Here is a 15,846-nt window from a genome sequence, read left to right as displayed (position 1 = left end):
AATGATTATGAAAAATACATTTAAAACATTTTTAGCGTTGATTGTGGTTATAGCAACTTCTGCATTTACAATAGTAAATACAGGATATGATGTTGGAGATATTGCAACAGATTTTAAATTAGAAAATATTGATGGTAATATGGTGTCTCTGGCAGATTACAAAGATGCCAAAGGATTTATTGTCATTTTTACATGTAATACGTGCCCTTATGCAGTAGCTTATGAGGATAGAGTAGAGGCTTTAAATAAGAAATATGCAGATAAAGGTTACCCTGTTATTGCGATTATGCCAAATAATCCAAATGTTAAACAAGGCGATAATATGGCAGCAATGCAAGCAAGAGCAAAGGCTAAAGGTTTTACGTTTCCTTATTTGATGGATAAAGGCCAAAAAATATATCCGCAATATGGAGCAACAAAAACACCTCATGTCTATATCTTACAAAAAACTAAAAAAGGAGCACAAGTAAAATACATTGGTGCCATTGATGACAATTATCAAGACGCAAGTGCGGTAACTAAAACCTATGCTGAAGATGCTGTAAATGCATTATTAGAAGGTAAAGAAGTGCCAGAAACTAAGACGAGAGCTATTGGTTGTTCTATAAAAGTATAAACGCTTTTTATTGAAATTTAACGATCCGAAGTGTAACACTTCGGATTTTTTTTCGTCTTTATGTTAAGTTATGCTAACGAAACGTTAAATTTGCATGATTATTGATGTATAAAAAACTATGGCAGATTTAACACAACAAGAATGGACTTCTAAATTAAATGCAGATCAAAATGCAGTCATTTTAGATGTAAGAACACCCGAAGAAGTAGCACAAGGGATCATACCAAATGCTATTACTATTGATATTTATAAAGGTCAAGGATTTGTTTATGAAGTTGAAAAACTAGATCCATCTAAAACCTATTATGTGTATTGTAGATCTGGTGGACGTAGTGCCCAAGCTTGCAGTGTTATGAATCAGTTAGGTTTTAAAAACACGTATAATCTTATTGGAGGCTTTATGGAATGGAAAGGTGAAGTGGCTTCAATTTAAAAATCAATTAAGATGAAAAACAAAATACTAATCTATTGTTTTGCACTTTTTGCATTTGCATATAGTTGTAAAGAAGAAACACAAGGTGAAGTTATAATGGTTTCTGCGGAAGAAATGCAAGAACTGTTAGAATTAGAAGATATACAACTTGTAGATGTGAGAACACCAGAAGAATATAAAACTGGTTATATTGAACATTCACAAAATATAGACTACACATCTCCAACTTTTGAGCAGGATTTGGTTAAATTAGACAAAACTAAACCAATAATGGTTTACTGTAAATCTGGCGGACGTAGTGGTAAATGTTCTAAAAAACTGAAAGAAGCAGGCTTTATAAAAGTCTACGATTTGGAAGGTGGAATTGCCAAATGGCAATTTGATGGTAATGAAATTAAAACTTTCGAATAAGAATTATAAACCGAACATGATGTTCGGTTTTTTTTTTGCTTTAAACCAAACCAAGTAGTCGTGTTAGAATCACGTTAATACTATGGCTAAATCCCTTTGTTTTTCATAAATTAGCGTCTTTCAAAACCTAATTACCTCTAATGAAGAATTTAATCATTACACTTTGTAGTTTTCTATCCCTAGTAATCACTGGAAATGCTCAAATATTAGAACCTGTTAAATGGGAGACTTCTGTTGAGAAAATTTCTGATACCGAATATGATTTAATTTCTACAGCAACCGTAGAAGGTGGTTGGCACTTATATTCTCAAAATGTACCAGATGATGGTCCAATACCTACAACATTTCTTTACAAAGCAAATGCAGATTATGAGCTAACAGGAACAACCTCTGAAGAAGAAGGCCATACAGTTGATGATCCTGTGTTTCAAATGCGTATTAAATTCTTTGAAGATAAGGCAGAATTTAGACAACGCATTAAAGTATTAAATCAAGAGTTGTCTATAGTTGAAGGCGAAGTCGAATATATGGCTTGCGACGATGAAAAATGTTTACCTCCAGATTATATAGATTTAAAATTCAATTTGAAAGCTTCAAGTTCTTCTGAAGTTTCATTCAATGCTAATGCAGACGATAATGTAGGGATTTTAGAACCTGTGAAATGGTCAACTTCCGTAGAAAAAATATCAGACACTGAGTATGTTTTAGTATCAACTGCAAAAGTAGATGATCATTGGCATTTGTATTCTCAAGAAGTTCCTGAGGATGGACCAATAGCAACAACATTTGATTATACTTTAGGTGAAGGAACTGAGCTTATTGGGAAAACGATTGAAGAGAAAGGTGTCACTGTTGATGATAAAATCTTTCAAATGAAAGTGAAGTATTTTGAGAATACTGCAGAGTTTAGACAAAAAATAAAGCTTTCTAATACAGCTATAAAAAGTGTAAAAGCTGAGGTTGGATTTATGGCTTGTGATGATACACAATGTTTATCTCCAAGTTATTTAGACTTAGAATTTGATATCACTAAAAGTGTAGCAGCTAAACAAGATGCAGATAGTAATATTGAAAAAGAAGAAGGTGGAAGTAAAGAAGGGTTATGGACAATTTTTATTCTAGGATTAGGTGCTGGTTTTATAGCTTTATTTACGCCTTGTGTATTTCCTTTAATTCCAATGACAGTTAGCTTTTTTACTAAGCAGAGTAAAACTAAAGCAGAAGGTATTAAAAATGCAGTTGTTTATGGTTTATGTATCATCGTAATTTATGTGATTCTGGGAACTGGTGTTGTTGCGATTTTTGGAGCAAGTGCAATTAATGAATTTTCTACGAGTGTTGAATTCAACCTTGTTTTCTTCGCAGTACTTGTGATTTTTGCTGTTTCCTTTTTAGGAGCATTTGAAATTATGTTACCAAACTCATGGGCAAATAAAATTGATAGAAAAGCAGATAGTGGTGGATATACAGGTATCTTTTTCATGGCTCTAGCCTTGGCTATAGTGTCCTTTTCTTGTACAGGACCTTTTGTTGGGAATATTATAGTGCTTTCTGCGTCTGAAGGAGGTTTGGCTCCTATGATAGGTATGCTTGGATTTTCATTAGCCTTAGCATTACCTTTTGGATTATTTGCTGCATTTCCAGGTTGGATGAATTCGCTTCCAAAATCTGGTGGCTGGTTAAATACAGTAAAAGTTGTTTTAGGGTTTTTAGAATTAGCTTTTGCTTTCAAATTCTTATCTCAAGCTGATTTGGTATTGCAATTACATTGGTTAGAAAGAGAGGTGTTTATCGCGATTTGGATTGCTATTTTTGGAGCGTTGACTATGTATCTCTTCGGAAAAATCCAACTACCTCACGATTCTCCTTTGAAGCACATTTCCGTAGGAAGATTATTATTAGGATTATTGACCTTATCATTTACCGTTTATATGATTCCAGGACTTTGGGGAGCGCCTTTAAAATTGATTAGTGCATTTCCACCACCTTTACATTACAGTGAATCACCTTATGGTGTAGGGAACTCTAAAGGAGGAGGAACAACAAGTACTGAAAATCATGGTGATTTACCAGATGGTGCACATTTATTAGCACCACATGATATTTTAGCGTTTGATGATTATGATAAAGGTTTGGCGTATGCTAAAACTGTTGGAAAACCAGTGATGATTGATTTTACAGGTCATGCTTGTGTGAACTGTCGTAAAATGGAGCAAAATGTCTGGATAGAGCCTAAAATACTTGATAAGCTCAAAAATGATGTCGTTTTAATATCTCTATATGTTGATCAAAAAACAGGTTTCCCAGAAGGAGAAGTTCCAGATTCTAAATTGAAACCTGGTAAAAAATTAAGAAATGTAGGTCAAAAATGGAGTGAACTTCAAACCATTAAATACAAAACCAATTCACAACCTTATTATGTGTTGATGGATCATGAAGAAAATAATCTAAACAAACCTGTGCCTTACACACCAGATGCAGATGAATATTTTAATTGGTTGAGTGATGGGATTGATAAGTTTGAAGAGTAAACTAATTCCAAGCCAAACCACTTCTTTCATTCCAATATTCATTAGAATCTATTGTTAAAGATTTTAGAAGTTCAAGTTCCTCTAAAGAGAGTTTAAAATTAAGCGCTTTTAAATTTTGAGTTAAATGATTTATGTTTGATGCACCACTCAATACCATGTTTGGTTGTAATGTGTCTATCACGAATCTAAGAGCAATGGCATCTATACCGACGTTGTGAGTTTTTGAAAATATTTCTAATTGCTTTTTAGTCTTACTATTTGTAAATACTCTTCCATTAGCTAAAGCTTCTTTGATGATGATTGTTTTTCCAGAGGCTTTAAGGTTTTTTAAAGTGTCAAAAGTAGACTGCTCAAAAATATTGTAGGTCACTTGATAACTATCAAAAAGAGATTCATTGTTTACTGTGATGTCTTTTGCGATGTTCAAAATTTCAGATTGATTAGAGCCACTTGTTGAGATTCCTATTTGTAATCCGTATTTTTTTTTCAACTGAAATAGTCGCTTATGAATTGACGTATCTGTCAAAATACCACTCTCTAAAGTTGCAGAATGTACCTGATAGATTTTCAATTGCGGAAGCAAAGCTTTAGACGTTTCCCATTGTTCATTCAATTTAGATAAGGAGTGTTCTTTAATTTCGTGTTTGCCATCATAGCCTAATTCCCAATTGGCAACATAGGTATAACCCCATTTTGTAGATAAGATAATATCTTGGTATTGTCTTTCGTTTTTCCAATCTAATAAAAACTGTTCACCTAACCCATAAGAAGGAGCTGTGTCAAAATAGCGTATGCCATTCTTGTAGGCTAAATCCATAACCTCAAAAGCATTGTTTTTAAATGCGATTTTTGATTTATCAATATTAGAGTTCTGTCTAATATTGATATAGTCTGGTCTTCCTAATGCAGCTAATCCTAATCCTATTTGAGTTGTAGTCATTTAATGTGAATGGTCTTATTTAGCTTAATGTGTTTTCCTTACTGAGGTATTAATTTACTTAACCACTTTTTTAGTTCTTCAGATTTTGGGTTTCTTAATTTTTTAGACCCAATAGTAATTGTAGGAAAGTTAAGCTTTCTATTAGTATATAGACCACGCAATTCTTCTGCGTGGTCTTCATTTATTTCAACATCTAAAAACTCATATGATAATTCAGTTTCATTTAAGAAATTGATGTAGAATTGCGTTTTATGGCATCTATCTGCACCATAGAGTTTTATTATTGCATTGTTGTTCATTTGTATTACAATGTTTTTAAAAATGAAATTACTGCATCTAGATTTAAGTGAAAACCTAAGAAAACATCGTTATCATATTAGATAATTTGTCATAACACTGGAACACGATTTATTTGGTATTCGAATCTAATTGCATAGATTCTGAATTAATGCAATAACGCAATCCGCTTGGCTCTGGTCCATCAGGAAATACATGCCCTAAATGACCGTCACAAGTATTACACATGACTTCTACGCGAACCATACCAAAAGAAGAATCTTTATGATATTTAATCGCATTAGGTGTAATAGGTTGGGTGAAGCTAGGCCAACCAGATCCAGATTCAAATTTAATTGTCGAATCAAATAAAGGTGTGTCACAACATACGCAGTTGTATTGACCTTCGTCATAAATACTACAAAGCGCTCCAGTGTTTGGACGCTCTGTCCCTTTTTGACGTGTGATTCTAAATTGTTCTGGAGTTAATTGTTGACGCCATTCAGCATCTGTTTTTTCAACTCTACGATCTGGTGTAGGATTTCCATTTACGGAGAAATTTATGAGGTCTTTCCAAGTTAACATAATGTATTGTTCTTTCTGTTTTTAATTTATAATTACTGGTAGTATTGGTCGAAATGCAATTGAATTTCTTACAACTTACAAACACTATTTACAAGTCTCTAATTAAGAAATATTAAACCAAATAAAACCATAACTAAATAAATTAAAATTGGAAGAATTAGAATAAAAATAATTATAAATGTGTTTTTCCGAGTTCTTTCTAGCTTATTTAAAATAACATTCTGATTATATAAAATCTCATTGAGAATTTCACTTTTGCTTAAATCTTTATGTAATTCCAAAAATTTGATTTTATCAGCATTTAATGTTGGTTTGTTATCATTCATCTTTAAGCAATAAAAAATTTTAATTACAAGTTATAAATAATTCACAGTTCTACTTAGATTTTTTTTGAAATATAAAACATCGATTCTATTATTTCGTTCGTATATAAAATACAACCAACTATTAAATCCTATTTATGAAATTTACAATAAAGTCAGTTTGGCTTAAACGTTTAATGCAAGCCTCTTTGACTGGACTGTTATTGTTAGGGTTGTTTTGGTTTTCGGTATATGCAGGTCTTTGGGGAAAACTACCAACTAAAGACGATTTAAAAGATATCAAACAAGCAGAAGCTTCTGTATTATTAGATGCTGAAAGTGAACTACTCGGTAAATATTTCATTTTTGATAGACAAATTGTGCAGTATGAAGATTTGCCAAAACATTTGGTAGATGCATTAGTGGCTACTGAGGATTCTCGTTTCTATGAACATGGTGGAGTAGATTATACAAGCCTATTGCGTGTGTTTTTTAAATCTATCTTAATGCAAGATAATTCTTCGGGTGGTGGAAGTACTATTAGTCAGCAATTGGTTAAAAATATCTACGGAAGAGAGCGTCATGGTTGGTTCTCAATGCCAGTGAATAAAGTAAAGGAGATGATTATAGCCAAACGTTTTGAGAGTATCTATTCAAAACAAGATATCATCGCATTATACTTAAATACAGTTCCTTTTAGTGAAAATGTCTTCGGAATAGAAAGTGCATCACAACGTTTTTTTAGTAAAAAGACAAGTGAGTTAAATCTTTCAGAATCTGCAACTTTAATTGGGACTTTAAAAGCACCTCATGGCTATAATCCAAGATTGTTTCCTGAGCGAAGCCAATTGAGACGTGATGTTGTGTTACAGCAAATGGAGAAGTATGAGTATCTCGATGAAGCTTTAAAGAAGGAAACTAATGAGATTCCGTTAGAAACAAAATACCAAAAATTCAATTATACAGAGGGTGTTGCTCCATATTTTAGAGAGAAAATACGATTAGAGGTAAAAACGTTACTTGATAGTTTGAATACGAGTAATGATACATCGTACGACTTATATGAAGACGGATTAAAAATACACACCACATTGGATATCAATATGCAACGCTATGCAGAAAATGCCATGCAGCAGCATATGAAAAAACTCCAAAAGCAATTTGAAAATGCCTACGGAAAAAACGCACCATGGCTAAAGAACAATGCATTAATTGAAAATCAAATTAAGAAATTAGCGCTTTATAAAACGCTTAAAAAACAAAAGCTTTCAGACAAAGCCATCATGGATAGCTTAAATGTGATATCTAAGTTTACAGGCTTTTCTTGGGAAGAAAATGAGGTCTTTGAAGGCTCAATTTTAGATAGTTTAAAACATACTTTAAAATTTTTAAATACAGGTTTTGTAGCGTTAGAACCTCAAACAGGAGCGATAAAAGCATATGTTGGAGGTATTGATTTTGAACATTTTAAATATGATCATGTCTCTGTAGCAAAGCGTCAAGTTGGTTCTACATTTAAACCTATTGTTTATACAACTGCTTTAGAGAATGGAATTGAACCATGTACATATTATTCAGTAAAAGAAGTGACTTATACCAATCAAAAAAATTGGACACCAACCAATGGTGGAAAAGAAGAAACCGATAGGCATCTTAATTATTCTTTAGAAAAAGCATTAAGTGAATCTGTAAATACCATCGCAGTAAAAGTACTTGAAGATGTTGGGATTAATGCTGTGATTGCTCAAGCGAGAAAAATGGGAATCACTTCAGATTTACCAGAAGTACCATCTCTAGCTTTAGGTACTGCGGAATTATCCATGCTCGAACTCATTGGCGCTTATACAAGTTTTGCTAATGAAGGAAAAGTTTCAAAACCATTCTATATCACTAAAATTGAAGATAAGTTTGGAAAAGTTATATACGAAAGTGAAACAGTAGAAGCTTTACCAGAAGCATTTTCTAAAGATACACAACAAATGATGGTTGAGATGATGAAATCTACAATCAATTCTGGAACAGCTTTACGTATGCGTTCTCAATACGGACTCAAAAATGATTTAGCAGGAAAAACAGGAACTACTCAAAATAATAAGGATGGTTGGTTTTTAGGCATTAGTCCTAAACTGGTGATGTTATCATGGGTTGGTAATGATGATCATCGTATAGGGTTTAGTAACACAGGTATTGGTCAAGGTGCAAATTCTGCATTGCCAATAGTTGCTTTATTTTTGAAGCAAATGAATGGAGATCAAAAATTCAATACCATTACAAAGGCTAAATTTGAAACACCTTCAGAAGATATTTTAAACGCATTAGCATGTGAAACTGAAAAACGTGACGGATTCCTAAAACGTCTCTTCAAAAAAGACCAAAAGGAACGTGAGTTTGATGCAACTTCCGAAGAAAACAAAGAGAAAAAGAAAAAGGGTTTGTTTGGGTTTTTAAAGAAGAAAGATAAGCAAGAAAAAAATAATTAAATAGTTCAAACTCCATTGCTTATATTTATCATACAATTTTTATAATTAAATTGATTTGGTATGAAGTTTTTCCGTTATTCCTTTTTAGTATTATGTATTGTTGCAATATCATGTAAAGAACAAAAGGCTACAAGTATTGTCACAGAATCAACTGATTCAAATTATATACTGCTTGAAAACGCGACAATTCTAGATTTGGATAATCTTGGTTCTACTACAAATGATATTGTAAAAGGCTGTTTGTTAATTAAAGACGACCAAATTGAATGGGTTGGGAAATGTGCAGATAAGCCTAATATACCAGAACACACAAAAATTATTGATGCTAGTGATAAGTATATAATTCCGGGTCTTTTTGATGGATTCGCAGCCATTAATAATCAATCCTATTGTAATGCTTATCTCTATATGGGAGTTACAAATATCATTTCTGTAGATGGAGGAAGACGAGGCGATTTTTATGGAGAAGGCAAACCAACTCCTAATATGTATAGATTAGAAGGCGTTGGATTAGAAAAAATGTCTACTGAGACTATGATTAGTGAAATAGATACTTTAAAAGCTAGAGGTTATGATGTGCTTTTATTAATGTATGGTTTAACTCCTGATCAAATACAAATTGCGATTGAAAAAGCAAAGCAATTAAACATGGCAACCATTGGCGAAATGGGTAATACAACATATAAAGAAGGTATGGATATGGGAATTCACGCTTTTGTTCATACTACTCGATATTCATTAGATGTAGCCTCAAGAGAAATGGCAAAAAGTATCGCTAATGAACCATTTAGCAACGAGCTTGATAGTCCTAAATGGACCTACTATAAGTTTTTAACGCAACTAAAAAAAGACTATCCACCACTTCAAGAACATGCCAAAAATCTAGGACAATCTAATTCTTTTATTATACCAACTTTAAGTTTGTCTTATTTAGATATACCAGACCATAAAAACCCTTGGGATGAAACAGTATCTTCTATTTTAAATCCTGAAGATATTAATCGTCCTGCAGATTCTAAAACAGGAAATCATAAGGTTGATAGTTTAGAGCAAAATGCATATACTAATTTAATAATGAACGAATTAAATACTATTGAGCCTGTCTATTACAAAAATGGAGCAAAGTATTTGGCAGGAAGTGGTACAGACGTTTGGGGAACAATGCCAGGAATCTCTTTACATACAGAATTGAATCTTCTTCATAGAATGGGATTGACTAAAAGAGAAACTATTGCTGCTGCAACCACTAATTTTGAAAAAGCATTTGGTTGGGAAAATGGTGTTATTAAAAAAGGATATACAGCTAATATTTTAATCTTAAATGAAAATCCTTTAGAAGATTTAGACCATTTAAAGGATATTGAATTTTTGTTATTAAATGGTGAAATAATAGATACAGCGCAACTATTAAACTAATCTTTATTAGTAAATAACGCTATCATTTTTTCTATACCGAAATGTAAAATGCTTTCATTAATTTTAATGTAGAAGCAATTGTTTTTAGCGTTAAATTCTGGAAAGTCTATTCCTTTACTTAGTAATTTTTCTCGGAAAACAATTGGATTTTCATTGTCTAGACATAGTTTGTAAACATTTGTGCCATTTTCAAGTTCTTCAAAACTGAAGTTACTGTGTTTAGAAAGTAGGTTTAAAAAAGTTTTTCCAATCTCTTGTGCTTTTGCAAAACGCTCTTCAAAACCAGTTAGAAAAAAGTCTGCTACAATAATATTTTCCCAACAAGATCTTAATCCACCACCAAACATGCGTCTTTCATTATGTAAATCATTGATTTGCTCTTTTGAACCAGCCAAAATTGCACCAGATATCGAGTTAAAATGTTTGTACAATGAAAGATAAACGGTATCAAATAAAGATGTGAAATCTTCAACTTTCTTGTTTGATAAAGCTGCAGCACCTATAATTCTTGCACCATCAAGATGTAAAGCGATGTCATTTTTTCTTGCAAAAACAGAAATATCTCTCATTGTATCAAAACTAACATTCTCTAGATTGTTTCTTCTTACAGGTGTTTCAATAGCTATAGCGCCAAGTTGTGTTGTGATTTTATCTTCGGAAGCATCTTTGATTATTTTTTCAATGTGTTCCGCAGAAAAAGAAAAATTAGTAGTTGAAATTGGAATTAAAGGGATTCCGCTTAAATGAGAAATCGCATTTCCGCAGTCTCTATACATATGACTTTGCTCATGAACAACCGCATTTTGTTCTCTAGAACAATGCAATCGCATAGCAATATGATTTGCCATCGTACCTGTTGGCATATAAATAGCTTTTTCCTTCCCAAGAACTTGAGCCACCTTTTGTTCAAAATTATGGACAATAGTTCCTAAACCGTAAACATCTGCTTTAAATTGCTGCTTTTGGGTAAGATAAACTAGTAATTTAGCATATGAAACTGGAGATAATTGTAGACCATCTGAAGTAAAATTTAAACTCACCTCTAACTTTTCATTGGTCGTGTCTTGATCAACTACATGTTGATTTAGATCTTGTATTCTAAGAAGAATATTTCCCATATATTTATATCATTAATAATCTCGAAGTCATCTTACTATGTTGCAAAAAAAATATATCTTATTACTGATTGTGACGCTATCAGTCGCAAGTTTGTTTGGACAAAATACTAAAATTTTATCAAGAGAACCTTTAAATATATTTAAAAATGAGGAGCTAGCAAATCGTATTAGTGTGTTGAAAAATGATAAGCGTGTTTTAAAACCAAATTTTAGATATTTAGATAGTGTTAAGATTGAACAAATCACTTATTTAAGTGACGGACTCAAGGTGAAAGGATATCTTTCAACTCCGCTTTTTGGTGTAAAACACCCATCAGTTATATACAATCGTGGCGGAAATGGTGAGTTTGGATCACTTAATGAATTTAAAGCAGTTTTCATTTTAGCTAAAGTAGCAAGTTGGGGATATGTTGTTGTTGGTAGTCAATATCGTGGTAATGTTGGTAGTGAAGGTGTTGAAGAGTTTGGAGGAGAAGATGTAAATGATGTATTAAATCTCATTCCTGTGTTGAAAGAATTGGAAAAAGCAGATACGAGTCGTATGGCGTTGTATGGTTGGAGTCGTGGAGGTATGATGACGTATTTAACATTGACAAAGAGTTGCGAATTTAAAGCTGCAATTGTAGGTGGAGGATTGTCTGATTTATGGAAATGGATGGAAACCAGAAACGACACCATTGAGACTGTTTATGCTAAGAATATCCCTAACTATGCGATAAACACAAAAGAAGCCCTTAACGCTCGATCTGCAATACAGCAAGTGGATAAGATGTGTAAAACAACACCTGTTTTAATGCTTCATGGAACTAATGATTTGAGTGTGGTGCCTGAGATGGCATTGGATTTATCTTATGAATTTCTAAAGAAAAAAATCCCACATCAATTGATACTTTTTAAAGATGGAAATCATGGATTAAGTGAACACAGAACAGAAGTGAATTATCAAACAAAGCAATGGCTTGATACATATTTGAAATACTAATAAGAACTAATTTTTAATTTAGAAATTCATTAAGGTTTCTTTTTTATCTTAAATGATTTAACTTCAATACTGACTAATATCATAGAGACTCTCGATTTTGTTTACTATTTTAGTTTATCAAAAAATCAATTATGAAAAATGTTCTTTTACTTACCGATTTTTCCCAAAACTCGGTAAATGCTATACACTATGCTTTAAATTTATTTGAAGAGGATAGATGCACTTTTTTTATCCTTCATGTTCAAAAATCAACATCATATACTACAGATGACTTAATGTTAGCTGGAAATGAAAGTGTTTATGATTCTATAGTTAAAGGCGTTGAAAACCAATTAGATGATTTGGTTTTTGCATTGAAAAAAAAAATTAACAATAAGAATTTTAAATATGAAACTATTGTGGACTATGATGTTTTGACAGATGCTATAAAGCAAGTTAAAACATCAAAAAATATAGATGTAGTAGTCATGGGAAACAATGGTGTTTCTGGAGCAAAAGAAGTTATTTTTGGCAGTAACACACTTAATGTTATTAGAAAAGTTGATTGTAATGTTTTAGTTATCCCTGAAGATTTTCAATACAAGAAACCTAGCGAAGTTTTACTTCCTCTTGATTCAATTGATTCTATGAGCGGAAAAGCTTTTACCAATATTTTGAAATTTGTTAAAACGTATTCTAATACATTACATGTTTTAAGAGTAAATGAAAATGGAAGCATACCAGATACTCAAACTAATGATCTTGAGCATATGGAGTATTTCTCAAAAGATTTTCCTGGTACTTATCATGTCATTAATAATGTGCCTATGCATTACGCTGTAAGTAGTTATATACAAACCAATGCTATTGATTTAACCATTCTAATCGAGCAGAAAGAATTACTGTTTGAGCGTTTCTTTATGGGTTCAACAACCACAAAAATAGGAAACAATCTTGAAGTTCCCCTTTTAGTTTTCCATAGCAAGTAATAGAAAATTTTAATTTTAAAACTGAAAAAAGCCTCAGTAAGTAATTATTGAGGCTTTATCTTGTTATTTGAAATAATTGTGCAGTCGCTTTTACTAATTAAAAATAGCTTAACTTTTTTCTTCTTTTGTTATTTCTAAAGGATTAATAAGTAGCTCTTCCTCTAGAACAACTATAACTAATTTAACATAATCTGTCACCGTTTTTTCAATAGATCTTGGGTCTGTGATGTTGATATAACCTTTCCATATGAGTTCTCTGTCTTTAGTTGGACAAATACAATACACAGTGGTTTCTGCTTTGTAAATTTGAAATTCTTCATAGTAATCAGGATTATGAGATATCTCTTGATACTTTAAATACTCATCTTTAAATCTCCTATACGTTTCATCATAATTTTTGTAATCTCTACGATAAGGTGTTTTATTTTCAACACCTACAATTTTAGTGAGTAAAATAGTGTCAAAACCATCTGCAATAAGTTTGCTTTCTAAAGCATCTAAATCTTCTACAGTCATTTTGTCTGTGTTAGGAGTTTTATCAAACACATCAAAACTTACCATAGCCTCATAACCTCTAAGCGCTAGTTCACTTTTTAGTTTTTCTTCGAATTGCTGTCTTGCTGTTTCGTCTGAGGTTAATCCTATCACAAGAACCTTATATGGCTCGTAGGTTTCAATATCTAGATTTTTCCAGCTTTCTACTAATTGAGTAGAAGAGCAGCTCATTAAAAATGCAATTAATAGTATTGAGATTGATTTTTTCATCACAGATTTATTTTAGCTATTTTTTATCAATCATGTGTCTAAATTTATCTTCCTTTTTAATATTTTTTATAATATCAAAGAGTTGTGTTTTCAAGGATTTATATTCTTTTAAAAAGTCGGAAATTGCAATAATTAAATCACTGTGTTCTTTGGTGTATGCTTTTTCTTCTTTTAGCTGATCTATCCCATCAACCATAATTTGAAGTTTATTTTCATGAACTTTAACAGCCTCAATAAGCAGATTATTTTGTTTATCAGATTTATTTATGGCATCAGCAATTTCCGTAGTATCAGAAAATTTTCCAGATTCAATTATTAAAGAAGTATAGGTTGTTATTAAATCTTCAAAAAATAGGTGCTCATCTTTTATGAATCTTAATTCAGATAACCACTCTTTTGAAGCGTCGTGCATTTCTTCTGCACTTAGCCATTCTACATATTTTACCTGTGTTTGTATCGTTTTCATAGTGTGATTTTTAGATAAGAAAGCAGAAAGTAGTCCCTCTAACTACAGTCTGCTTTCTTGATTATTATAAAATTTTAATCATTTTTTTAAATCGATTAATAAGTAGTAATTTACTAATTAAACTTGCCTTATAAAATGATAAATGTCAGTATGACAACTTATTATTTATGTTTTTTAAATCATTACTTTTTCAACATCTGTCAATTTAGGAATAGTTACATTCCAACCATAAACATCTTTTATTTTCACTCTAAACGCATCTAGTGCTGTGGGTTCTCCATGTACTAGATAGATTTTCTCTGGTATGTTTTTTATAGTACTCATCCAATTAATTAAATCTTTTTGATCTGCATGAGCCGATAAACTTTCAATATTTTTAATCGTAGCGTTTACAGGGTAATACTTTCCGAAGAAACGAATTTCGTGAGCACCTTCTAGAAGTTGTCTTCCACGAGTACCTTCAGCCTGATAACCAACGAGCAAAACTGTGGTTGATGGTTCATCAATGAGTTGTTGTAAATAGGTGAGTACTCTTCCTCCTGTAACCATACCGCTTCCTGCAATGACTATTTTAGAGCGCTTATCATCAATGGTTTCCCACGTTTCTTTATAGGATTGGATGATGTTAACATGATTACACATGGCATTATAATCGTCCATAGATAATTTATGCCATTTAGGAAAACGTTTAAATACGTCTAATACATTATTACCCATAGGACTGTCTATAAAAATTGGAATATTTGGAATTTTATTCTTCTTATACAGTTTCCAAAGAATATACATGAGTGTTTGGAGTCGCTCAACAGCAAAACTTGGGATAATTAAGTTTCCTTTTTTATGAATGGTTTCTTTAATGATTTCAGATAAAACATCTTCAACATTGTCTATTGGATGAATTTTATTTCCGTAGGTACTTTCTATAAATAAAAAGTCTGCCCATTCTGGAGTTTTGGGATCGTTTAGCAAGTAGTCATTTTGTCGACCAATATCTCCAGAAAACACAAAACGCTTACCATTAATATCAATTTCTATAAATGTTGCACCTATGATGTGACCATTATATTGAAAGCGATAAGAAATGTGCTCTGATAGAAAAATCCATTTATCTTCAATTTCTACCTGAAATAATTTTATAGTATTCTCAGCATCTTTAATAGTGTAAAAGGGCAGAGCAGGATTATGTTTACTATACTTTTCTTTGTTTGCTTTATTGGCTTCTTCTTCATGAATTTTAGCGCTATCCTTTAGTATGATTTCTGCTATTGCTAGAGTGGGAGCTGTCCCAATAATTTTCCCAGTAAAGCCTTGCTGTAATAAGCGAGGTAAATACCCAACGTGGTCTAAATGGCCATGAGTTAATAGAACAATATCAATAGATGGCACATCTATAGGAAGGTCACTCCAGTTTAATTCTCTAAGCTCTTTAAGACCTTGAAACATACCGCAATCAATGAGTATGTTTTTTTCTGAAGTTTCGATTAAATACTTTGAACCAGTGACAACTCCAGCTGCTCCTAGAAAGTTAATTTTTACAAATTGTTCCATTTTTTTTCT

15 protein-coding genes are annotated in these 15,846 nt (G+C 32.0%); 8 read left to right on the top strand and 7 right to left on the bottom strand.

Features of this window, described 5'->3' with window-relative positions:
* Positions 1-7: 7 nt before the first annotated feature.
* The 4 genes from IM744_RS17075 (at position 8) to IM744_RS17060 (ending at position 3,991) form a co-directional block, all read left to right on the top strand.
* Complete coding sequence (locus IM744_RS17075; protein ID WP_194509387.1) at positions 8-616, top strand: thioredoxin family protein; 609 nt, start codon at positions 8-10, stop codon at positions 614-616.
* 118 nt (positions 617-734) lie between these two features.
* Entirely contained in the window at positions 735-1,049 is a 315-nt protein-coding gene (locus IM744_RS17070) for a rhodanese-like domain-containing protein (protein WP_194509386.1), read from the top strand.
* 12 nt (positions 1,050-1,061) lie between these two features.
* Complete coding sequence (locus IM744_RS17065; RefSeq protein ID WP_194509385.1) at positions 1,062-1,460, top strand: rhodanese-like domain-containing protein; 399 nt, start codon at positions 1,062-1,064, stop codon at positions 1,458-1,460.
* 140 nt (positions 1,461-1,600) lie between these two features.
* Positions 1,601-3,991 carry a protein-disulfide reductase DsbD family protein gene (locus IM744_RS17060; RefSeq protein WP_194509384.1) on the top strand — a complete coding sequence of 797 codons (2,391 nt, stop codon included), beginning with the start codon at positions 1,601-1,603 and terminating at the stop codon, positions 3,989-3,991.
* A 1-nt stretch (position 3,992) separates the two neighbouring features.
* On the opposite strand, the gene IM744_RS17055 is transcribed toward IM744_RS17060, so the two are convergent.
* The 3 genes from IM744_RS17055 to msrB form a co-directional block, all read right to left on the bottom strand.
* On the bottom strand, positions 3,993-4,931 hold the full coding sequence (locus tag IM744_RS17055; RefSeq protein WP_194509383.1) for an aldo/keto reductase: 939 nt from the start codon (positions 4,929-4,931) through the stop codon (positions 3,993-3,995).
* Between the two features lie 38 nt (positions 4,932-4,969).
* A complete protein-coding gene (locus IM744_RS17050; RefSeq protein ID WP_194509382.1) occupies positions 4,970-5,230 on the bottom strand; it encodes a glutaredoxin family protein in 261 nt (86 codons plus the stop codon).
* A 109-nt stretch (positions 5,231-5,339) separates the two neighbouring features.
* Positions 5,340-5,792, bottom strand: coding sequence for a peptide-methionine (R)-S-oxide reductase MsrB (gene msrB, locus IM744_RS17045; RefSeq protein WP_194509381.1), 453 nt, complete (start codon positions 5,790-5,792; stop codon positions 5,340-5,342).
* A 460-nt stretch (positions 5,793-6,252) separates the two neighbouring features.
* Here msrB and IM744_RS17040 point away from each other — a divergent pair, with 460 nt between their 5' ends.
* Positions 6,253-8,574: a transglycosylase domain-containing protein gene (locus tag IM744_RS17040; protein ID WP_194509380.1), complete on the top strand. Its 2,322-nt coding sequence runs from the start codon at positions 6,253-6,255 to the stop codon at positions 8,572-8,574.
* Positions 8,575-8,634: 60 nt separating this feature from the next.
* Entirely contained in the window at positions 8,635-9,990 is a 1,356-nt protein-coding gene (locus IM744_RS17035) for an amidohydrolase family protein (protein WP_194509379.1), read from the top strand.
* Here the strand turns inward: IM744_RS17035 and IM744_RS17030 are convergent.
* Complete coding sequence (locus tag IM744_RS17030; RefSeq protein ID WP_194509378.1) at positions 9,987-11,108, bottom strand: threonine aldolase family protein; 1,122 nt, start codon at positions 11,106-11,108, stop codon at positions 9,987-9,989. The genes IM744_RS17035 and IM744_RS17030 overlap by 4 nt on opposite strands.
* Positions 11,109-11,145: 37 nt before the next feature.
* Here IM744_RS17030 and IM744_RS17025 point away from each other — a divergent pair, with 37 nt between their 5' ends.
* Positions 11,146-12,090, top strand: a complete 945-nt coding sequence (locus tag IM744_RS17025) for an alpha/beta hydrolase family protein (RefSeq protein WP_194509377.1) — start codon at positions 11,146-11,148, stop codon at positions 12,088-12,090.
* Between the two features lie 131 nt (positions 12,091-12,221).
* A complete protein-coding gene (locus IM744_RS17020; protein WP_194509376.1) occupies positions 12,222-13,058 on the top strand; it encodes a universal stress protein in 837 nt (278 codons plus the stop codon).
* A 108-nt stretch (positions 13,059-13,166) separates the two neighbouring features.
* Here IM744_RS17020 and IM744_RS17015 read toward each other — a convergent pair whose 3' ends face one another.
* From IM744_RS17015 to IM744_RS17005, 3 genes are all read right to left on the bottom strand, one after another.
* Positions 13,167-13,823, bottom strand: a complete 657-nt coding sequence (locus tag IM744_RS17015) for a hypothetical protein (RefSeq protein WP_194509375.1) — start codon at positions 13,821-13,823, stop codon at positions 13,167-13,169.
* A 16-nt stretch (positions 13,824-13,839) separates the two neighbouring features.
* Positions 13,840-14,289, bottom strand: a complete 450-nt coding sequence (locus IM744_RS17010; RefSeq protein ID WP_194509374.1) for a hypothetical protein — start codon at positions 14,287-14,289, stop codon at positions 13,840-13,842.
* Positions 14,290-14,463: 174 nt separating this feature from the next.
* Positions 14,464-15,837: an MBL fold metallo-hydrolase RNA specificity domain-containing protein gene (locus IM744_RS17005; protein ID WP_194509373.1), complete on the bottom strand. Its 1,374-nt coding sequence runs from the start codon at positions 15,835-15,837 to the stop codon at positions 14,464-14,466.
* Positions 15,838-15,846 lie beyond the last annotated feature (9 nt).

Origin of the sequence: Psychroserpens luteus, assembly GCF_015319355.1 — a bacterium.
Classification (GTDB): domain Bacteria; phylum Bacteroidota; class Bacteroidia; order Flavobacteriales; family Flavobacteriaceae; genus Psychroserpens; species Psychroserpens luteus.
Note: the sequence above shows the minus strand (reverse complement) of the source record. Positions and strands in the feature narration are given on the sequence as shown.